Genomic DNA, 19,258 nt, shown 5'->3' with positions numbered 1-19,258 from the left:
GCCACATGGTACTGTGTGGCGCATGGTAAGCGCGGACGTCTACGAGAAGCTCGAACAGGAGCTGCGCCGGGGTGTCGTCGTGCTCGCCGTGCTCTCCCAGCTCCGCTCGCTGCGATACGGCTACGAGCTGCGGCAGGCCCTCGTCGAGCGGGGGCTGCCGATCGAGGAGGGCACGCTCTACCCGCTCCTGCGCCGGCTCGAGGCCCAGGGCGTGCTGAGCAGCGAGTGGCAGACCGCGGAGGGCAAGCCGCGGCGGTATTACCGGCTCAGCGCCGAGGGACTGCGGCTCTACGAGCGGCTGACGTCCACCTGGCGCGGGCTCAATCAGGCGATGGAACCACTGCTGGAGAGCGGAGCGGCGCCATGAACACCGAGGACCTGATCGCACGCTATGTGGCCGACGTCGTCGTGCTCCTGCCGCGCCGGCAGCGCCACGACGTCGCCCTGGAACTGCGTGCCCTGCTGAGCGAGGAGGCGCTCGACGCGGACGATGTGCCGGAGCTGCTGCGGCGCTTCGGTCACCCGGCGGAGGTGGCGGCCCGATACGGCACGCCGGCCGCGCTGATCGACCCGGCGGACACCCGCCGCTTCCTGACGCTGGCCGCGGGCGGCACGGTCATCATCCAGTTCGGCGCGTTCCTGGGCGAGCTCATCGAGCCGGTGCGCGACCTCCGCGCCGCGTCGGACGCCGCCTGGCCGGTCGTCTTCGCGTGGCTGGGCCTGCTCTTCGCGGGCTTCGCGGCCGCGGCCTGGCTGCGTCGGCGCCGCCCGGCGCGCTGGCGCCCGCGCCCGCTGCCGACCGACCGCGTGAACCGCCCGGCCCGCATCCTCACCGTGGCCCTCGCCGTCCTCGGCACCGCGATCCTGCTGGACCCGCCGGCGGCCCTGCGGCTGGTCACGGGTGGGCGCGCGGCCCCGGCGGCCTACGACGCGCTCGCCTATGACGGGGCGTTCGTGCGGTACCGCGGCCCGATCGTCCTGGTCCTGCTGGTCCTCGCCATCGCGACGCAGGCGGTGCTCGCGGTGCTGGGCCGCTGGCGTTCCGGGCTGTGGACCGTGGACCTGGTCCACAGCCTGGTGCTGTGCGCGGTGATGACGTGGGTGATCGGCGCGGGGCCGGTCTTCGCCACCGGCCCGGCGGACGAGACGGCGAAGTCCCTCGGCGCGCTCCTCATCCTGGTGACGCTGATCGACGTGGCGGTGCGGATTCGCCGCCGGAGCGTGGCCCAAGCCCTGAACACCCGCGCCTGAACCCCGGCGCCTGAACCCTCTCGACCGAGCCCCGCGTGTCAACCGGCGTTGACGGCTCGGCGCCTGTCAACTACGGTTGACGCATGGGGATTCGGGGTGTCAACTACGACGTGGGGACGGTCACCGGGCCGTTCCACTCGCGGCCCGCGTTCGACGACGGGGAGGCTCGGCGCGATCTGACGGTCATCCGCGACGAGCTGCACTGCGACGCGGTCCGCGTGTCCGGGACCGATCGGGAGCGGCTGCTCGCGGCGACCGGGATCGCGCTCGAGCTCGGGCTCGAGGTCTGGCTCTCGCCGCACCTGCACGACGCCGGCGCCGCCGAGACCCTCGCCAACGCGCGGGAGCTGGCGGCGGCGGCGCAGCGGCTCGGGCCGGAGCGGATCGTCCTGCTCGCCGGGTGCGAGCTCACCCTGTTCATGCGCGGCATCCTCAAGGGCGACACGCTCGCCGAACGCCTCCGGCCGGGGCGGATGGCGCGCATGCGGCTGCTCGGGTCGCACAACAGACCGCTCAACGCGTTCCTCGCCGAGCTTTCGGGCGCGGTGCGCGCGGTGTTTCAAGGACGGGTGTCGTACGCCTCCGCGCCCATCGAACGCGTCGACTGGACGCCGTTCGACCTCGTGTGCGTCGACACCTACCGGGGCCGGCGCAACCGCGACGACTTCGGCGAGCGGTTCCGGCGGCATCTCGCGCACGGCAAGCCGGTCGTCGCGACCGAGGTGGGCTGCTGCGCGTACCGCGGCGCCGAGCAGAAGGGCGGGATGGCCTGGGCGATCGTCGACCGCGACGACCGCGACCGGCTCGCCGGGGACTTCGTGCGCGACGAGGAGCTGCAGGCCGCCGAGGTCATGGACCTGCTGCGCATCCTCGACGCGGAGGGCGCCGCGGGCGCGTTCGTGTTCACGTTCGCCGCGCCCGCACTGCCGCACCGCCAGGACCCCGCGCGCGACCTCGACATGGCCTCGTACGCCATCGTCCGCTCCTACGACGACGGGCACTGGGAGCCCAAGCGCCTCTTCCACGCCCTGGCCGCGCGCAACGCCCCGGCGTGAGCCGATGCTCGCGTTCGCCGTGGCCTGTGCGCGCTCAGCCGGCCGGCTGCAGGGCCGGGTCGACCATGCCGTCGGGGTTCCAGGTGGCGTCCTCGTCGCCGGCCCCCGCGGCGGCCAGGAACGCGGTCTCGACCGGGCGCAGGTGCTCGATCAGGGCCGGGAGCCGGTACCGGTCGGTGAAGCGCGCCCCGTCGGGGCCGGTGAGCAGGACGGCGATGGGCTCGTCGCCGCCGAGGGGCAGGTCGGGGTACACGTTGCCGCCCCAGTACATGACCGCCGACTCGGCCTCGGCGCGCCTCCCGGCCGCGGCGAGCAGGAGCAGCTCGGACTGGGCGACGCCGGGGCTGTAGTAGTAGTCGTACAGGTACAGCTCCAGCACCCCGTCGCGGTGGCGGGCCAGGGCGAAACCAGCGGCGCCGCGCACGGCCAGGCGCTCGCGGGCGGTCTCGGACGCGTACGCCGGCGTCCACTCGTCCCAGATCGCGCCGGGGTTGTCGATGGCCTCGACGCCCGGCGCGGCCTCGTCCAGCCAGGTCTCGAACGCCTCGCGTGACATCGGCATCCGGGCCGCCAGCATGTAGGAACGTCCGCTCACCCGGCGATCGTAGCCGGGCCCCGGCCCGTCGGGCTCGTCGTCCACAGTGGACCGGACCGCGGCGCCCGCCCGCCCCCTTCGCGCCGCCCGGCCGCCGCCGCCGGCGGCATCATCCCGCCGAGAACCGGAGCTGCGGTCAGGCCGGCGGCCCGCGTAGGCTAAATTCGGTCGGTGAGCACTTCCGAGGCCCCCGTACGCACCCGTATCGCCCCGTCGCCGACCGGCGACCCGCACGTCGGGACCGCGTATGCCGCCCTGTTCAACCTGGCGTTCGCGCGTAAGCACGGCGGTGAGTTCATCCTCCGCATCGAGGACACCGACCGCACGCGCTACGTGGAGGGCAGCGAGCAGCAGGTCTTCGACACCCTGCACTGGCTCGGCTTCAGCTGGGACCAGGGGCCGGACGTGGGCGGGCCCGCGGAGCCCTACCGGCAGTCCGAGCGGCTGCCCGTCTACCGTGAGGTCGCCGAGCGCCTGCTCGCCGACGGGCACGCCTACCAGTGCTGGTGCTCGTCCGAGCGGCTCACCCAGATGCGCACCCGCCAGCAGCAGCTGAAGATCCCCACCGGCTACGACCGGATGTGCTACGGCAAGACCCGCGAGGAGCGCGCCGAGCTGCCCGGGTTCACCGATGTGCCGGTGATCCGGATGCTCGTGCCCGCCGACGCCAAGATCTCGTTCACGGACCTGATCCGCGGCAAGATCACCCCGCCGGAGCCGGACGACCAGGTCATCCTGAAGGCGGACGGGTTCCCGACCTACCACCTCGCCGTCGTCGTGGACGACAACGCGATGGGCGTCACGCACGTCATCCGCGGCGAGGAGTGGATCAGCTCGACCGCCAAGCACATCCTGCTCTACGGCTGGCTCGGCTGGACCGCGCCGACCTACGCGCACATGCCGCTGCTGCGCAACGCCGACCGCTCGAAGATCAGCAAGCGCAAGAACCCGGCCGCGCGGCTCAAGTGGTTCCAGGAGGAGGGGTACCTCCCCGAGGCCCTCGTCAACTTCCTCGCGCTCATGGGCTACTCGATGCCCGACGGCCAGGAGATCTTCACGTTCGACGAGATGGTGGCGTCGTTCGACTTCGCCCGCGTCAACCCCGTCGGCCCGGTCTTCGACATCGACAAGCTGAACTGGCTCAACGGCCACTACCTGCGCACCCTGGACGACGAGGCGTTCCTGCGCGCGGCCGAGCCGTTCCTGCCCGAGGGCCTGACCGCGCAGGACGTGCGCTCGCTCGTGGTGCCGCTGCGGGAGCGCACCAAGAAGCTCGCCGAGATCCCCGAGCAGCTCGACTGGCTCGCCGCCGCCACCGTGACGGTCCAGCCCGCCGACCTGGCCAAGCACGGCCTGCCCGCGGCCGACGCGCGCGCGATCCTCGAGGCGTTCGCGAAGAACCTCGAGCAGCTCGACCCGTTCGGCAAGGAGCAGATCACCGCCACCCTCGACCGGGTCGTCGCCGAGGCCGGCACCAACCGCCGCCGCTCGTTCATGACCGCCCGGCTGGCCCTGGTCGGCAAGCCGGTCTCGCCGCCGCTGGACGACACCATGGTCGCCCTCGGCGCCGAGCGCACCGCCGCCCGCCTGCGCGAGGCCGCCGCCGCGATCGAGGGCTGAACGGGCCGGTTCCCGATTGGGACGATCGGACGTGGGTAACCCCGAGGTCACCCCCGTCCGATTCGTCCCAAGGGAGCCAGCGTGGCGCTGCGTCGGTGCGTCTCGGTTGCGAAGACGGAGTTCGCCGAGCGGTACTGGGACCGCACCCCGCTGCTCTCGCCCTCCCTCGGCAACTACCGGGACCTGCTCACCGTCGACGGCGTCGACGACCTCCTCGGCGCCCGGGCGCTGCGGACCCCCTTCGTGCGCATGGCCAAGGACGGGCGCGTCATCCCGGCCGCCCGCTACACCGGCGGCGGCGGGGCCGGGGCCGAGATCGGCGACCAGGTGCACGACGAGAAGGTCCTCGCGCTGCTCGCCGACGGGGCCACCCTCGTGCTGCAGGGCCTGCACCGCATGTGGCCGCCGCTCGTGGCGTTCGCGGCCACCCTGCGCCAGGAGCTCGGCACGCCCGTGCAGATCAACGCGTACCTCACCCCGCCGTCGAGCCGCGGCTTCGACCCGCACTACGACACCCACGGCGTGTTCGTCCTGCAGGTCAGCGGGTGCAAGCGGTGGCGCGTCCACCCGCCCGTGCTGGAGGCGCCGGTGCCGCGGCAGCCGTGGGGCGGCGCGGCCGACGAGGTCGCCGCGACCGCCGGCACCGATCCCGCGATCGACACGGTGCTGCGGGCCGGCGACGCGCTCTACCTGCCCCGAGGCTGGGTGCACGCGGCCACGACCGAGGGCGAGTGGTCGCTGCACCTCACGATCGGGCTGCACGCGCCGACCCGGCTCACCGTCCTCGACGCGCTTGCCCGGCTGGCCGTGTCCGAGCCGACGCTGCGCGCCGGGCTGCCGTTGGGCCTCGACCCCGCCGACGGCGACTCGGTCGCGCCCGCGCTCGCCGACACGGTCGCGGCCCTGCACGCCTGGCTCGACACCGTCACGCCCGAAGACCTCGCGTCCCAGCTGCGCGGGCCGGCGTGGACGTCGGGCCGCCCCGCCCCGCTGCGGGCCGTCGCCCAGGCCGCCGCGCTGCCCGGCATCGGCCCCGACGATCACGTCGCGGCCCGGCCCGGGCTGCCGTTCCGTCTCGAGGAGCCCACGGGCGGGCGGGTCGCCGTACACCTGCCGGACCGCACCCTGGCGATGCCCGACGCCTGCGCCGCGGCCCTGCGCACCGCCTTCGACGGCCGCCCGCACCGCATCGGCGACCTGCCCGGCCTCGACGACGCCGACCGGCTCGTCCTGGCCCGGCGCCTGCTGCGCGAGGCGGCCCTGGTCCTGACGTAGATCGCTGTCCTGACGTAGATCGCGGGTCCTGACGGAGATCACAGCGCCCGGCCTCACCTGCGTCGCCGAGGGGGCCGAGGACGCCGCGCAGGCCGATCGGCTCCGGGCCCCGCGCTGCGGGCAGGCCCAGGGTCACCTGTTCGCCCGGCCCCGGCCGGCGCTGCCCCGTTCCCGCCCGAGCGTCTGAGCGTCTGAGCGTCTGAGGACCGTATCCTGGGCCGCATGAAGGCGCACGCCGCCACCGCCGCCGACCTGGCCCCGGGCGATCATGTGTGCTGGCGGTTCGGCGACGACGACAGCCATCGCGAGGCGCTGACCGGCTTCATCGACGGCGGGCGGCGGGACAACTACAAGATCGTGCACTACCGGGCCGACCTCGATGAGCCCGATGTGCCCGGGTTCGGCCGGTTCGTCTCCACGCCCGTCGACGTCACGCGCCCGTTCGACGCCGACGCGTGGATCGCGATGCTGGGCGAGGTGGTCGAGCAGGCCCGGGCCGAGGGCTTCGCCGGCGTGCGGTTCGCGGGCGAGATGGCCTGGTCGCGCGGCCACCTGGCGGACGAGCGGCTGATCGCCTACGAGCGGCAGATCAACGCCTTCTACGCGCACTCGGGGGCGATCGGGTTGTGCCTGTACGACACCCGCCGCTTCGAGCCCGGCGTGCTCGCCGAGATCGGGCGCGTGCACCCCGACACGGCCACCGCGGACGGCGACGGCGACGCGCCCCTGGCCCGGCTGGCCGTCACCGGGGCGCCGCTCGGCGTGCGGCTCACCGGCGAGTTCGACGCGTCCAACGGTGGCTGCCTCGAGCCCGTGCTCGCGGACCTCGTCCCGCACGCCGACGGCCATCCGCTCGTCGTCGACGTGGCCGCCCTGCGCTTCGCGGACCTGACCGCAGTGACCGCCCTGCTGCGGGCCGCGCGGACGGTCCCCGGTGGCCTGCGGATCCTCGGTGCCGAGCCGACCCTCGAGCGGATCGTGCGCCTGTGCGGGCCGGCCCCGGTGGTGTTCGCATGACCGGCTCCGTCTTCACGCACACGGCGCTGCTGTACGCCACCGCGGCCGAGTACCTCGACGCGACCGTCACCTACGTGCGGGCGGCCCGCGAGGAGGACCGGCCGGTGCTCGTGGCCGTGCCCGGGGCCGACCTCGAGCGCATCCGGGCCGGCGTGGGCGGCGACGACGACGGCGTGACGTGGTGGGACGCCGAGGCCACCTCGCGCAACCCGGGCCGGATCATCCCGGCGCTGCTCGACTACTGCGCCCGGCACGCCGGGCGCCGCCCGGCGCTGCTCGGCCAGCCGATGTGGGTGGGGCGCACCGGCGCCGAGCGCGCCGCCGTCGCCGTGCACGAGGCCCTGGTCAACCGCGCCCTCGTGGGGGTGGACGCGACGGCGTTGTGCCCGTACGACACCGTGGGGCTGCACTCCTCCGACGTGGACGTGGCCCGGCGCGCCCACCCGAGCCTGGCCGGGATCGCGGGCCTCGCGGCGAGCGCCGACTACGCCCCGGACTCGGCCCTCGCCGAGCGCAACGCGCCGCTGGTCGCCCCGTCGGCGGCCACGGCGATGCCGTACGCCGCGATCGGCGCCCTGCGGCGGCTGCGCCGCGCGGTGGGGGAGCGGGCCGTGGCCGTGGGCCTGTCCGAGGACCGCGCGGCCGACCTCGAGTTCGTCGTCACCGAGCTGGCCACGAACACGCTGCGGCACAGCGGCGGCAGCGGGGTGCTGCACCTGTGGGCCGACGGCGACGCGCTGGTGTGCCAGGTCAGCGACGGCGGGTTCCTGCGCGACCCCCTGACCGGGCGCATCCCCGTCGAGCCGACCGCCGAGCACGGGCGGGGCCTGCTGCTGACGCACCAGATGTGTGACCTGGTGGAGGTGTTCACCGGCCCCGCCGGCACCGTGATCAGGGTTCGCATGGGTCGTTGATTTTTTAGCGGTACATCTAGATACTTCGATGCATGCTTCGACGTCTCGGTCGGGTGGCTGCCACCGCGCTGCTCGCCATCGCCACCACCGGCACGGTCCTGGCCGTGTCCGCGTCCCCCGCCCTCGCGGACGGCTGCTACACCTGGAGCGGCACCCTGGCCCAGGGCTCCTCCGGTGAGGCGGTCCGCCAGCTGCAGATCCGGGTCGCCGGCTACCCCGGCTCCGGCGGCGTGCTGGCCCTCGACGGGCAGTTCGGCCCCGGGACCAAGGCCGCCGTGCAGCGCTTCCAGAGCGCGTACGGCCTCGCCGCCGACGGCATCGCCGGCCCGCAGACGTTCGCCAAGATCTACGCGCTGCAGGACGACGACTGCACGCCGGTGAACTTCTCCTACGGCGAGCTCAACAGCTGCAACAGCACCTGGACCGGCGGCGCCGTCTCCGCCGCCACGGCCAAGGCGAACGCCCTCGTCACCATGTGGAAGCTGCAGGCGCTGCGGCACGCGCTCGGCGACGTGCCGATCACGGTCACGAGCGGGTTCCGCAGCACCTCGTGCAACAGCGCGGTCGGCGGCGCCGCGGGCAGCCGCCACCTCTACGGCGACGCCGCCGACCTGGTCTCGGGCTCCCGGACGCTGTGCCAGCTCGCCCAGGAGGCCCGCAACCACGGCTTCGCCGGCATCCTCGGCCCCGGCTACCCCGACCACAACGACCACACGCACGTCGACGGCCGCCCGTCGCGCTTCTGGTCGGCCCCGAACTGCGGCGTGGCGAGCCTGACCGGCGGCCTCGACCCGCTCGGCGACGACTGAGCCGTCAGACCCAGGTGGGCGTGCGCCCGCCGGCGTACCGCGCGCCGAAGCCGCCCGTGGGGAGGACCTCGCCGATCGTCTCGAGGTCCTCCGGGCTCAGCGTCAGGTCCGCGGCGGCCACGTTCTCCTCGACCCGGGCGACGCTGCGGGTGCCCGGGATCGGCACGACCTGCTCGCCCCGGGTCAGCAGCCAGGCCAGGGCCAGCTGGGAGAGCGTCGCGCCCTTGGCCTTCGCCAGCTCCCCGAGGCGCTCGGCGGCCGCGAGGTTGCGCTCGTAGTTGCCGGGCTGCCAGCGCGGGTCGGTCCGGCGCATGTCGGTCGGGTCGTACTCGTCCGCCGGCTTCGCGGTGCCGGTGAGGAACCCGCGGCCGAGCGGGGAGTAGGCCACGAAGCCGATGCCGAGCTCGTCCAGGGTCGCGAACAGCTCCTCGGCGTCGCGCTCGAAGAGGGAGTACTCCGTCTGCAGCACCGACACCGGCTGCACCGCGTGCGCTCGGCGGATCGTCTGCGCACCGGCCTCGCTCAGCCCGAAGTACTGCACCTTGCCCGCGTCGATGAGCTCCTTCACCGTGCCGGCCACGTCCTCGATCGGCACGGCCGGGTCGACCCGGTGCTGGTACAGCACGTCGATCCGGTCCACGCCGAGGTTGCGCAGGCTGTTGTCGACGACCTCGCGGATGTGGCCGGGCCGGCTGTCGAACCCGAAGTCGCGGGTGAATCCGAACTTGGTCGCGATGACGATCTCGTCGCGGAAGTCCTTGACCGCGCGGCCGACGGTCTTCTCGTTCTCGCCCCAGCCGTAGAGCTCGGCGGTGTCGAAGAACGTGACCCCGAGCTCGTGGGCGCGCCGGATGGTGGCGATGCCCTCCTGCTCGTCCCCGGGGCCGTAGGCGAGGTGGATGCCCATCGCGCCGTAGCCGATCTCGGAGACGGTGAGACCCTGCCGCCCGAGTGTGCGCTGTCGCATGTTCCGTACCCCTCTGCAGTCCGTGCTGTTGCTGTCAGCCTACGACGAATTTGTCAGGGGCTGACAAGTTTGGCGGCGGGTTACCCTGATCACGTGGGATTGCGGGAACAGACCCGGGAGGCGGTGCGCGCGGCGATCGCCGAGCGCGCCCTCCAGCTGTTCGACGAGCGCGGCTTCGACGCGACGAGCGTGGAGGACGTGGCCGCCGCGGCCGGCATCTCGGGGCGCAGCTTCCACCGGTACTTCCCGGCCAAGGAGGACGCCGTCATCGGCGACGCGACGGCGGCCGGGCACCTGGTCGCCGAGACCCTCGCGGCCCGGCCGGCGGGGGAGTCCCCGTGGCGGGCGATGCGGGCGGCCCTGGAGCCGATCGCCGCGCTGTCCGACGCGAACGCCGAGCGCACGCTGCGGGTGATGCGGGTGGTGAACGGCTCCGCCTCGCTGCGCGCCCGGCACCTGGAGAAGCACCTGCTGTGGTCGCGCATCCTGACCCCGATCATGCGCGAGCGCCTCGGCGAGCGCCCCGGCGGCGACGTGCCCGCCCAGGCGATCGTCTTCGCCGCGCTGTCCTGCCTCGACGTCGCCTACGCGGGCTGGATCGCCGCCGGGGGCGCGGGGCGGTTCGCGCAGGTGCTGGACCTAGCCTTCGCGAGCGTCGGCGCCGAAGAGCCCGGCCAGTAGCGGGCGGTACACGCGCGCCGAGTCCCCGAGCGGGCTGAAGTGCGACGCGGCGTTGTCGTCGAGGTAGGTGGTCGCCACGTCCACCGTTTCGATCGGGTGGCCGGCGCGCGCGGCGGCGAGCAGGACGCGCATCTCGTAGTCGAAGCCGTCGCCGGGGATGCCGAGCAGCCAGGGCAGGTGCCCGGCCGGGTAGGCCCGCAGGCCCGTCTGGGTGTCGCGGACGCGCCGCCCGGTCGCGGCGCGGAACAGGACCGCGGTGAGCCCGTTGCCGATGCGGCTGCGCAGCGGCACGCCGGCGCCGAACTCGCGCACGCCGAGCGCGATGCGGCCGGTGACCTCGGTGTGCCGGGCGACCCGCCGCACGTCCTCGGCGCGGTGCTGGCCGTCGGCGTCGGCGCACACCACGCCGCGGCCGGGCCACGCCTCGGCGATGTGGGCGAGGCCGGTGCGCAGAGCGGCGCCCTTGCCGCGGTTGGCCGGGTGGTGCAGCACGGTCGCGCCGAGCGCCCGCGCCGCGTCCAGCACCGCGGCCGCCCCGGGGCCGCCGCCGTCGTCGACCACCACCGCCGGTGCGTCGTTCCCGAGCGCGGTGAGCAGCTGGGGGAGGTGGAAGCTCGGGCGGTACACCGGCAGCAGCGCGATCATCCAAGGTCGATACCCCGCCGGGGGCGAGATCACTCAGCGGCCGCAGCGACGGGCCAGGGCCACCGCGAGGCGCTCGCGGCGGCGCAGGGCCGCCGGGCTGGACGCGCCCAGGAAGCACAGCCGGGAGCCGAGGCGCAGCAGCCGCTCGGGCTGCCACGGACCCGCGGCCGGGATGTCGAGCAGCGCGGCGCCCCGCAGCCGGAGGATCTTGCCGGCCAGGTAGCGCACCCGCGGCAGGTGCCAGGCGTGGGAGACCAGGCCGAGCGGCTCGGCGGGGCTGTACGGGCCGCCGACGAGCCCGTCCTCGACCAGGTTGAGCAGGTTCTCGAGGGTGCTGCGCGAGCGCGTCTCGGCGAGGAGGCGGCTCGCCCGGCCCAGGCCCGCCTCCCGCGCGGCGCGCAGCATCAGGTCGCCCTCGCGGTGGCCCGGGGGCGGCTCCGGCGCGCCCAGCGAGGCGCCGGCCCAGCCGCCGGTGAAGACGATCCGCGCGGGCGCGCCGGCCCGCTCGACGTGCTCGGCGGCGGCGCGGACGCGGGCCAGGCTGTCGTCGGTGAGCGCCCAGCCGGCCTCGTCCCGCATCACGCCGCGGCCGAAGACCAGCAGCGTGGCGGCGTTCGGGGGCATGACGCGACCGTAACCCGGTCGATATGCTGCCCGGCATGAGGGGGCGCGGGGCGCGGCGCATCGCGGCGGTGCTCGCCTGTGTCGCGGCCGCCGTGCTCGGGGCCACGCCCGCGCCCGGCGAGGCGGCCCGCCCGCCGCTGCGGGTGCTGCAGCTCAACCTGTGCGACAGCGGGTTCGCGAGCTGCTTCACGGGCCGGGCGGTCGCGGTGGCCGCGGGTGAGCTGCGCGCGCACCGGCCCGACGTGGTCACGCTCAACGAGATCTGCGCCGGGGACGTCGAGGCCCTCGGCGCGGTGCTCGCGTGGGTGTTCCCGGGCGACACGATCGTGCGCGCGTTCGAGCCGGCCGGGGACCGTCGTAGCGGGGGGCCGTTCGCGTGCGTGAACGGGGAGGAGTACGGCATCGGGCTCCTGGCCCGCGTCACCGGCCCGCGCCGCGCGACCGTGATCGACGGCGGGCTCTACCCGGACCAGGACACCGGCGACCCCGAGGAGCGCGCCTGGGTCTGCGTACACGCGCGCGGGGCCTACCAGGCGTGCACGACGCACCTGGCCAACACCGTGCCGGCGGTGGCGTTCGCGCAGTGCCGGTACCTCTTCGGCACCGCGATCCCCGGGCTGCACGCGCGCGCCGGCTACGAGCCGACCGTGGCCGCGGGCGACTTCAACCTCGCCGACCACGCGCAGGGGTGCGTGCCCGGCAACGGGTACGTGCGCGCCGACGACGGGTCGGTGCAGTACGTGATCGCCACCGCCGACCACGCGCTCACGGGCACCGACGCGCTGGACCTGCGGCAGGCGACCGATCACCCCGGCCTGCTGGTGTCGCTCGCCCCGCTCTGAGCCCGCGGTGCGGCGCCCAGATCTTGCCCGTAGGCTGCCGCCGTGCTGGTCGTTGCCGTGCTGCTGCTGGTCGCCGTCCTCGGGTTCGCCGTGGCGCGACCGTTCGGGCTGCCCGAGGCCGTGGCCGCGGTCCCGGCGGCGGTCCTGGCGGTGCTGTTCGGCCTGGTCACGTGGCCCGAGGCCGGGGCCGAGGTGCGCGAGCTGGGCCCCACCGTGGGCTTCCTCGCGGCCGTGCTGCTGCTGTCGTACCTCGCGGAGGTGCACGGCGTCTTCGCGTACATCGGCGACCTGGCCGCCCGCCACTCCCAGGGCCGCCCGAAGCGCCTGCTGGGGGCGGTCTTCGCCGCGGCCGCCCTGGTCACCGCGGTCCTCAGCCTCGACGCGACGGTGGTGCTGCTGACCCCGGTGGTCTTCGCCGCCGCCCTGCGCATCCGCGCCCGCCCCGACCCGCACGTCTACGCCTGCACCCACCTGGCGAACTCGGCCTCGCTGCTGCTGCCCGTGTCCAACCTCACCAACCTGCTCGCGTTCGCCGCGAGCGGCCTGAGCTTCGCCGCCTTCGCCGGCCTGATGGCCGCCCCGTGGCTGGCGGTGGTCGCGGTCGAGTACGTCATCCTGCGCCGCTTCTTCGCCTCCGACCTGGCCGTGGCGTCCACCCCGCCCGCCGCCGAGCCGGCGAAGCCCCCGCGCTACGCCCTGGTCGTCCTCGTCCTCACCCTGGCCGGCTTCGCCGCGGGCCAGCCCGTCGGCGTCCACCCCGCCTTCGCGGCCGCGGCCGGCGCCCTGGCCCTGGCCGTCCCGCTGATCCGCGCCGGAAAACTGGGGTTCCGGGCCGCGATCAAGGCCGCGAACCCGGCCTTCTGCGCCTTCGTCCTCGGCCTGGGCGTCGTGGTCCTGGCCGTGCGCGAGCACGGCCTGGGCCGGCTGGTCGACACCCTCACCCCGGGCGACGCGTCCTTCCTGGGCCTGCTGGCGACGGCGGCCCTCGCGGCGCTGCTGGCGAACCTGCTGAACAACCTGCCGGCGACCCTCGTCCTGGTGCCCGCGGTGCAGCACTCGCCGGGCCTGCTGCTGGCGGTGCTCATCGGGGTGAACGTGGGCCCGAACCTCACGTACGTCGGCTCCCTCGCCACGCTCCTGTGGCGCCAGATCCTCCACGCGCGCGACGCCGCTCCCTCGGCCGGGCGGTTCCTGCGCCTGGGCGCCTTGACGGTGCCGGCGGCGCTGCTGGCGGCGGTGGCGGCGCTGTGGGCCGGTCTGTGGGTCGCCGGGGTGTGACGCGGCGCCCTCGGCCGGCGGGTTCCTGCGCCTGGGGCGGCGACGGCGGGCCCGGTCTGTTGGTCTGAGGAGCGGCGATATGTGATCGTGTCCGCGCTGGTGGTGCAGCGCGGCGCCGATCGCGCTGACGAGGCCGCGGCGTGCGTCGGAGACCACGAGCCGGACGCCGGTCAGGCCGCGGGCCGTCAAGCTGCGCAGGAACGCCAGCCGGCCGGCGCCGTCCTCGTCGGAGGTGGCCTCCAGGCCGGGACTTCCCGCTGCCCGTCGGCGTTGACGCCGGTGGCGCCGGCAATCCGGCCGCGTTCACGGACCTTCACCACGAGCGCGTCCGGGGCGAGGAACGTGTAGGGGCCGGTTCCGCAACGCCTCGACCTGCGCGTCCATCCCCGACACCTGACTTTTGGACAGCCCGGCGATGCCCAGCTGCTCGACGAGCTTCTCCGCCCGCCGCGTGCAGACCCCGAGCAGATAGGCGGTGGCCACCACGGACACGGGAGCCTGTTCGGCGCGCCGGCGGTGCTTCCTCACGCAGGAACCGGCCGACGTCCACACACTTGGGTACTTTCGTCAGTTCGAAGGATCAAGCGGTGACCGTCTCCGCATCCTCAACCACCACAAAGGTCGGCGATTCGTACACCACGCCGGTTGAGCTGGGCGGCGACTGCGGCGAGGTCGGTGCCTCTGGGGAAGGGCTGTGCGGGCCGCAGCGGAGACGGGCATGTCGGCGGCGATATGTCGGGCGCTTCGCGCCGCGACATATCGGACTTATACCCCGTCAGGGTATTTGCCCGATTCGGCGCCAGCGGTGGCGACATGCGTGGATCATCTGCGAACCTCGGTACATGCATGTGCTCGTCTGGCTAGCCGAGGGCACCTGGGCCGCCGCCGCCGAGGCCGCCGCACGCCACGCGCCTTCCGATGCGCGCGTCACCCTCCTGCACGTCGTGGACCCGGCCACGGCCGGCGAGGTGAGCGGCGCCTGGAGCGGATTGCTCGGCCGCGGGCACCGCGACCCGGGCCCGGCCATGGCCGCGGCGGCCGAGGCCGCCGAGCGGGACCTTCTGGCCGCGGCCGCCGCGTCGCTGGACCGGCCCTGCGAGACGGCCGTGCGCCGTGGCCGCACCGAGCACGAGGTCATCGCCGCGTGTAATGATCTCGGTGCAGACTTGCTGGTGGTGGCGCGGGACGGGGACCGGACGCGGGTGGGGCCGCGGAGCCTGGGCCGCTTCACGCGCTTCGTCGTGGACCATGCGCCTTGCCCGGTGCTGCTCGTATGGCCGGAGCAGCCTCTGGTCACGACCCCGCCGCCCCCAGGTGCCGAGCCGCCTCCGCCGCCGCATCACCATGGCCCGCCGCTGCACGGGGCCCCGCCTCCGCGCCGCTAGAGTTCGCCGGGGCCGCTGCGGGGTGACGATCCGCCTCCGCCTCCGCGCCGCTAGAGTCCGCGCGGTGTCTGATTCGCCATGTGCCGGCGCGGCGGTGGAATTGCACGGCGCTGGCCGCTGAATTGTCGCGTCGGCGGATTGGTGGGGGTCGGGCGACGATTGTGCCGGGGCATTTTCTGTGAAACCGTGGATGCGGCGCAGCTTCTCCGCATGCCACCTCACCAGGCCAAAATCACGCCGTCGCTGTGCTTCGCGGCGGAACTCATCCTTCCCGGACACCAATTTCGAGCCTTCGTCCGATCCCGCATAGCAGCCAATTCCCGAGAACTGAACAACTGCATCTGCCCCATGTCGACAATGATCCCAGAATGCGACCGAAACCACGATCCAGGACCGCGCCGAGGCGCAAATAGCGAACATCTCGGAACCGGGACGAAGACCGTGGTCCGCAAGACCCGCTGGCTGCTCGGTGACGACACCGGCGCGCAGACGCCGGGGCCGCCCGCGACGAGGAAGCCGAGCGGCTTACGGCCTGGTCGGCGGGGTTTCGTGTCCCCACGGCCTACCACTCGCCGGCCATGCGGGCGGGTAGATTCCCAGCGTGAAGACTCCCTGGTACGCGCTGCGCCGCGCCGACCTCGACGGCGGGACGATGCCGGTGCCGCCGGAGTGTGCCGAAGCCGAGACCGTCGTGCTCGACCATCGCGCCCACGGGGTCACCCCCGGCCGGCTGGTCTTCGACGCCGTGGCCGAGGAGGACGAGGACGGCCTGCGGATCGGGGTCGCGTGGCCGCCCGACGCGCATGTCGGCGTGCTCGTGGGGCTGACCTGGCAGCCGGCCCGCCGTCAGGTGCAGCTGCGCACGAAGCCGCTCGGCGAGCCGCTGAAGGTCGACGGGATCGCGTACTTCCATGAGTACGACCCCCTGATCGTGACCCACGAGTTCCGTCCCGCCAACTCCAACCGCGGGAAGGTGCTGGACGCGGTGCGGCGCCACGGGCGGGTGTTCGAGGACGGCAGCGCGGTGTTTCCCGAGGCCGACCTCGTCAAGCGCGCCGGGCTCGGGCGCGGGACCCGCGGGACCTTCCTGCTGCGCAACGCGATCGACCAGCTCATCCGCGAGGGGTACGTCACCCGCGTGGCCGGCAGCCTCGACGCCGAGGGGCGGCCGTCGTTCCCGCCCGCCGACGGGGCCGAGGGGGTGCCGATGCTGTTCTACGCGCCGCTGCTCGAGCCCGGCGCGCGGCCCGACGAGCCTGCCGAGACCGACCCCTCCAACCGGCACGAGCACTGGGTCGCCGGCTTCATCCGCAAGCTGCAGCCCGGCACCCGCCCGTCCCCGCGGGCCCTCGCGCTGCACCGCCAGGCGATCGACAGCGGCCAGTTCCCCGACGAGCCGCTGGCGCCCGGGTACACGTTCGTGAAGAAGCACCACCGCAACGGCTGAGGCCTCACAGCGGCTTGGTGCAGAGCACGTCGGGCGCCGGCAGGTACCCGAGCGCCTGCCAGAACCGCAGCCCCGACGCGTTCTGCGGCAGCACGAGCAGGTTGACGCGCGGGCAGCCGAGCGCCTTCAGGCGCTCCTCCAGCTCGGCGACGAGCCGGGTCGCGATGCCCTGGCGCCGCCGGGACGCGGCGACGGCGAGCCGGAGGATGAAGCCGCGCCGCCCGTCGTAGGTGCCCAGCACCACGCCCGCCAGCGCGCCGTCGCCGGCCTCGGCGACCAGGAACAGCTCCGGGTCCCGGGTCAGTTTCGCCTCCAGCTCGGCCCACGGCAGGACGTCGTTGCCCGCGGCCTCCCACAGCGCCACCGCACCCTCGTAGTCGGCCCAGCGGAACGTGCGGATGTGCACAGCGGCTCCCTCGGTCAGGCGGCGAAGGCGTCGAGGAGGTACGCCACCAGGCGCCCGGAGTCCGTGACGCCGCAGTTGGCCTGCAGGATCAGCAGCAGGTCGCCGGGTTCGAAGTCGGCGCGCAGCCGGCCGGCGGCCTGGGCGCGGGCGACGAGCCCGGCGAACGCCTCCACGCCCCGGGCGCGCTCGTGCTCGAGGTCGATCAGGTGCGGGAACGCGGCGAGCACCGCGGCGCTGAACCCCCGGTCGGCGGCCTGCATCGCGCAGACCCGTTCGACCACGGTGCGGAAGCCGCGCCACGGGTCCGGGTCCTCGAGCGCGTCGTAGAGCACCGCGGAGCACGCGGCGAACTGCTCGGCGAACACCTCGGCGACGAGCGCCTCGCGGGTGGGGAAGCGGCGGTACAGCGTGGCCACCCCGACCCCGGCGTGCCGTGCGACCGCGGCCATCGGCACGTCGATCCCGCGCTCGGCGAACAGCTCGGCGGCGACATCGAGGATGCGATCGCGGTTCTGCCTGGCGTCGGCGCGCAATCGAGAGGCCGCGGTGCGCATGCTTCTCACTTTACCGGCAACTGGACGAGGGTCTCCAGTTAGCCGGTACCGTGATCGTCGTGGAACTGCCCAAGGAAACCGTGCGCCGCGTCAACGCCTGTGTGCTGCGGCTGCGCGACTCGCCGCGCCTCGGCCGCGTGGTGCGCCGCCGCCTGACCGTCGTCACCTACACCGGCCGCCGCTCGGGGAAGACCTTCAGCACCCCGGTCGCCTACCGCCGCTCCGGCGACACCGTCACCATCGGCGTGCAGTTCCCCGACGCCAAGGCGTGGTGGCGCAACTTCCTCGGCGCGGGCGGCCCGATCCTGCTGCACCTCGACGGCGAGGACCGGCCCGGCCACGCGGTGTCCCGCCGCGACGACAAGGGCCGCGTCACGGTCACCGTCACCCTGGAACATCCGCCGGCGCGCTGAGCATGCCGGCCGAGTAGCCGGCCGCCTGCAGCTCGAACAGCCGCGCGTACGCGCCGCCGGCGGCCATGAGCGCCGCGTGCGTGCCCTGCTCCACGATCCGGCCCTCGGCGAGCACCACGATGCGGTCGGCGGTGCGGACCGCGCTGAGCCGGTGCGAGATCAGCAGGTTCGTGCGCCCGGCCCGGTGGCGGCGCAGGTCGCGGTGCAGGTCGTGCTCGGCCTCGGCGTCCAGCCCGGCGCTGGGCTCGTCGAGGATCGCCAGGTCGCGGTCGTCGCGCAGGTACGCCCGGGCGAGCGCGACCCGCTGCCACTGCCCGCCGGAGAGCAGCACCCCGGCCTCCGGGTCGTCGCCGTCGGCGGCGTCGAAGAAGGTGCGGCTGAGCATGGTGTCGTAGCCGCGCGGCAGCCCCGACAGCGTCCCGTCGATCCCGGCGAGGGTCGCGGCCGCCCGCAGCCGGTCCCGGTCGTCGAGCGCGCCGAGGTCGCCCAGCCCGACGTTCTCCGCGGCCGTGAGGTCGAAGGCGACGTAGTCCTGGAACACCGCGGCGAGCCGCCGGCGCAGGCTCGCCGGGTCGAACGTGCGGATGTCGGCGCCGTCCCACAGCACGGCGCCGCGCTGCGGGTCGTAGAACCGGCACAACAGCTTCACGAGCGTCGACTTGCCGGAGCCGTTCAGCCCCACGAGGGCCACGGCCTGCCCGCGCGGCAGGAACAGGTCGACGCCGCGCAGCACCCACGGGTGGGCGTCGTCGTAGCGGAACCACACGTCGCGCAGCTCGATGCCGTCGCGCAGCGCGGGCACGGGTGGGGCGGCGGGCGCCACGGGCAGGTCCGGCCTCGCGCGCAGCACCGCGCGGTAGTGGCCGAAGTGCAGCAGTGCCTCGTACGCGCCGCCGAGCTGGCCGACGAGCCCAATCAGTCCACTTTGGACACCGGCGACGGCGGCGACGAACACGGCGATGTCGCCGACGGAGAGCCGGCCGCCGGCCGCGTCCGCGACCACCCAGACGAGCCCGGCGCCGGCCGCGATGCCGCCGAGCGCGCTGAGCCCGGCCTGCACGAGCACCTCGCGCCGGTCCAGGGTCTGCTCGCCGTCGTTGGCCGCGCCGACCTCGCGCAGCAGCCGCCCGCGCAGGAAGTCGCCGAGGCCGAACAGCCGCACCTCCTTGGCCGCGCGCAAATCGGTCAGCAGGTCGGCGTAGAACAGCTGGCGGCGGGCCCGCGGGCTCATCCGCCAGGCCATCGCCGCCCGCGCCCGGCCCAGCAGCACCTCGGCCGCGACCGCCGGGGCGGCGGAGTGCTGCACCGGCGCATCTTCTCCGAGCGGCCTCCCGTCCAGATGTAGCAGTAGATCTCGCAGCTGCCGCTCTGGCCGACGATCTGGCCGCGGCACGTGATCGCGTGCGCGGTCGTCTTCGGCAGCAGCGCGCCGAGCATCCGGTCGCCGAGGGCGTTGAGCACTCTGGACATGCAGGAACCT

The 19,258-nt window shown here is 74.3% G+C and carries 22 protein-coding genes and 1 pseudogene; 14 read left to right on the top strand and 9 right to left on the bottom strand.

Features of this window, described 5'->3' with window-relative positions; all coding sequences use genetic code 11:
* Positions 1 to 22 precede the first annotated feature (22 nt).
* The 3 genes from AC6JBM_RS25655 to AC6JBM_RS25645 all read left to right on the top strand — a co-directional run bounded on the left by AC6JBM_RS25655 (position 23) and on the right by AC6JBM_RS25645 (position 2,306).
* Complete coding sequence (locus AC6JBM_RS25655) at positions 23 to 367, top strand: PadR family transcriptional regulator (protein ID WP_497986121.1); 345 nt, start codon at positions 23 to 25, stop codon at positions 365 to 367.
* On the top strand, positions 364 to 1,251 hold the full coding sequence (locus tag AC6JBM_RS25650) for a hypothetical protein (RefSeq protein ID WP_497986120.1): 888 nt from the start codon (positions 364 to 366) through the stop codon (positions 1,249 to 1,251). The genes AC6JBM_RS25655 and AC6JBM_RS25650 overlap by 4 nt, the downstream gene beginning before the upstream one ends.
* An 83-nt stretch (positions 1,252 to 1,334) precedes the next feature.
* Positions 1,335 to 2,306 (top strand): hypothetical protein, encoded by a 972-nt coding sequence (locus tag AC6JBM_RS25645; protein WP_497986119.1) that lies wholly within the window; start codon positions 1,335 to 1,337, stop codon positions 2,304 to 2,306.
* Between the two features lie 34 nt (positions 2,307 to 2,340).
* On the opposite strand, the gene AC6JBM_RS25640 is transcribed toward AC6JBM_RS25645, so the two are convergent.
* Positions 2,341 to 2,901, bottom strand: coding sequence for a hypothetical protein (locus tag AC6JBM_RS25640; protein WP_497986118.1), 561 nt, complete (start codon positions 2,899 to 2,901; stop codon positions 2,341 to 2,343).
* A gap of 171 nt (positions 2,902 to 3,072) precedes the next feature.
* On the opposite strand from AC6JBM_RS25640, the gene gltX reads away from it, so the two are divergent.
* The 5 genes from gltX (at position 3,073) to AC6JBM_RS25615 (ending at position 8,536) form a co-directional block, all read left to right on the top strand.
* Positions 3,073 to 4,521, top strand: a complete 1,449-nt coding sequence (gene gltX, locus AC6JBM_RS25635; RefSeq protein WP_497986117.1) for a glutamate--tRNA ligase — start codon at positions 3,073 to 3,075, stop codon at positions 4,519 to 4,521.
* A gap of 81 nt (positions 4,522 to 4,602) precedes the next feature.
* Positions 4,603 to 5,796, top strand: coding sequence for a cupin domain-containing protein (locus tag AC6JBM_RS25630; RefSeq protein WP_497986116.1), 1,194 nt, complete (start codon positions 4,603 to 4,605; stop codon positions 5,794 to 5,796).
* 222 nt (positions 5,797 to 6,018) lie between these two features.
* On the top strand, positions 6,019 to 6,813 hold the full coding sequence (locus tag AC6JBM_RS25625) for an MEDS domain-containing protein (RefSeq protein WP_497986115.1): 795 nt from the start codon (positions 6,019 to 6,021) through the stop codon (positions 6,811 to 6,813).
* Entirely contained in the window at positions 6,810 to 7,727 is a 918-nt protein-coding gene (locus tag AC6JBM_RS25620) for an anti-sigma factor RsbA family regulatory protein (protein ID WP_497986114.1), read from the top strand. Before AC6JBM_RS25625 ends, AC6JBM_RS25620 begins: the two co-directional genes overlap by 4 nt.
* Positions 7,728 to 7,759: 32 nt before the next feature.
* Positions 7,760 to 8,536 carry a D-Ala-D-Ala carboxypeptidase family metallohydrolase gene (locus tag AC6JBM_RS25615; RefSeq protein WP_497986113.1) on the top strand — a complete coding sequence of 259 codons (777 nt, stop codon included), beginning with the start codon at positions 7,760 to 7,762 and terminating at the stop codon, positions 8,534 to 8,536.
* 4 nt (positions 8,537 to 8,540) lie between these two features.
* Here the strand turns inward: AC6JBM_RS25615 and AC6JBM_RS25610 are convergent, their stop codons facing one another.
* Positions 8,541 to 9,503, bottom strand: a complete 963-nt coding sequence (locus AC6JBM_RS25610) for an aldo/keto reductase (RefSeq protein ID WP_497986112.1) — start codon at positions 9,501 to 9,503, stop codon at positions 8,541 to 8,543.
* Positions 9,504 to 9,596: 93 nt separating this feature from the next.
* Here AC6JBM_RS25610 and AC6JBM_RS25605 point away from each other — a divergent pair, with 93 nt between their 5' ends.
* Entirely contained in the window at positions 9,597 to 10,184 is a 588-nt protein-coding gene (locus AC6JBM_RS25605; RefSeq protein ID WP_350614464.1) for a TetR family transcriptional regulator, read from the top strand.
* Here AC6JBM_RS25605 and AC6JBM_RS25600 read toward each other — a convergent pair.
* Complete coding sequence (locus tag AC6JBM_RS25600) at positions 10,143 to 10,829, bottom strand: glycosyltransferase family 2 protein (protein WP_497986111.1); 687 nt, start codon at positions 10,827 to 10,829, stop codon at positions 10,143 to 10,145. The two genes, AC6JBM_RS25605 and AC6JBM_RS25600, sit on opposite strands and share 42 nt — an antisense overlap.
* 33 nt (positions 10,830 to 10,862) lie before the next feature.
* Positions 10,863 to 11,453, bottom strand: a complete 591-nt coding sequence (locus AC6JBM_RS25595; RefSeq protein WP_497986110.1) for a YdcF family protein — start codon at positions 11,451 to 11,453, stop codon at positions 10,863 to 10,865.
* Positions 11,454 to 11,488: 35 nt separating this feature from the next.
* Here AC6JBM_RS25595 and AC6JBM_RS25590 point away from each other — a divergent pair, with 35 nt between their 5' ends.
* A complete protein-coding gene (locus AC6JBM_RS25590) occupies positions 11,489 to 12,295 on the top strand; it encodes an endonuclease/exonuclease/phosphatase family protein (protein WP_497986109.1) in 807 nt (268 codons plus the stop codon).
* Positions 12,296 to 12,337: 42 nt separating this feature from the next.
* The gene (locus AC6JBM_RS25585) at positions 12,338 to 13,573 is read left to right on the top strand and encodes an SLC13 family permease (protein WP_497986108.1); all 1,236 of its coding nucleotides are present in this window, start codon (positions 12,338 to 12,340) and stop codon (positions 13,571 to 13,573) included.
* Between the two features lie 111 nt (positions 13,574 to 13,684).
* On the opposite strand, the pseudogene AC6JBM_RS25580 reads toward AC6JBM_RS25585, so the two are convergent.
* Positions 13,685 to 14,101: pseudogene (locus AC6JBM_RS25580) on the bottom strand (transposase); the annotation flags it as partial.
* A 314-nt stretch (positions 14,102 to 14,415) separates the two neighbouring features.
* On the opposite strand from AC6JBM_RS25580, the gene AC6JBM_RS25575 reads away from it, so the two are divergent.
* Together AC6JBM_RS25575 and AC6JBM_RS25570 are read left to right on the top strand one after the other, a co-directional pair.
* Entirely contained in the window at positions 14,416 to 14,958 is a 543-nt protein-coding gene (locus tag AC6JBM_RS25575) for a universal stress protein (protein WP_497986107.1), read from the top strand.
* 601 nt (positions 14,959 to 15,559) lie between these two features.
* Positions 15,560 to 16,405 (top strand): hypothetical protein, encoded by an 846-nt coding sequence (locus tag AC6JBM_RS25570; RefSeq protein ID WP_497986106.1) that lies wholly within the window; start codon positions 15,560 to 15,562, stop codon positions 16,403 to 16,405.
* Positions 16,406 to 16,409: 4 nt separating this feature from the next.
* Here the strand turns inward: AC6JBM_RS25570 and AC6JBM_RS25565 are convergent, their stop codons facing one another.
* Both AC6JBM_RS25565 and AC6JBM_RS25560 read right to left on the bottom strand, forming a co-directional pair.
* The gene (locus tag AC6JBM_RS25565) at positions 16,410 to 16,811 is read right to left on the bottom strand and encodes a GNAT family N-acetyltransferase (RefSeq protein WP_497986105.1); all 402 of its coding nucleotides are present in this window, start codon (positions 16,809 to 16,811) and stop codon (positions 16,410 to 16,412) included.
* Positions 16,812 to 16,825: 14 nt separating this feature from the next.
* Complete coding sequence (locus AC6JBM_RS25560) at positions 16,826 to 17,365, bottom strand: TetR/AcrR family transcriptional regulator (RefSeq protein WP_497986104.1); 540 nt, start codon at positions 17,363 to 17,365, stop codon at positions 16,826 to 16,828.
* Positions 17,366 to 17,424: 59 nt separating this feature from the next.
* Between AC6JBM_RS25560 and AC6JBM_RS25555 the strand changes: the two genes are divergently transcribed.
* The gene (locus AC6JBM_RS25555) at positions 17,425 to 17,778 is read left to right on the top strand and encodes a hypothetical protein (RefSeq protein ID WP_497986103.1); all 354 of its coding nucleotides are present in this window, start codon (positions 17,425 to 17,427) and stop codon (positions 17,776 to 17,778) included.
* On the opposite strand, the gene AC6JBM_RS25550 is transcribed toward AC6JBM_RS25555, so the two are convergent.
* Entirely contained in the window at positions 17,750 to 19,084 is a 1,335-nt protein-coding gene (locus AC6JBM_RS25550) for an ABC transporter ATP-binding protein (RefSeq protein WP_497986102.1), read from the bottom strand. The two genes, AC6JBM_RS25555 and AC6JBM_RS25550, sit on opposite strands and share 29 nt — an antisense overlap.
* Positions 19,006 to 19,248: a hypothetical protein gene (locus tag AC6JBM_RS25545; protein ID WP_497986101.1), complete on the bottom strand. Its 243-nt coding sequence runs from the start codon at positions 19,246 to 19,248 to the stop codon at positions 19,006 to 19,008. Before AC6JBM_RS25545 ends, AC6JBM_RS25550 begins: the two co-directional genes overlap by 79 nt.
* Positions 19,249 to 19,258 lie beyond the last annotated feature (10 nt).

It is taken from the genome of Dactylosporangium thailandense, assembly GCF_059739745.1.
This window is presented reverse-complemented; position numbering and strand designations above follow the sequence as displayed.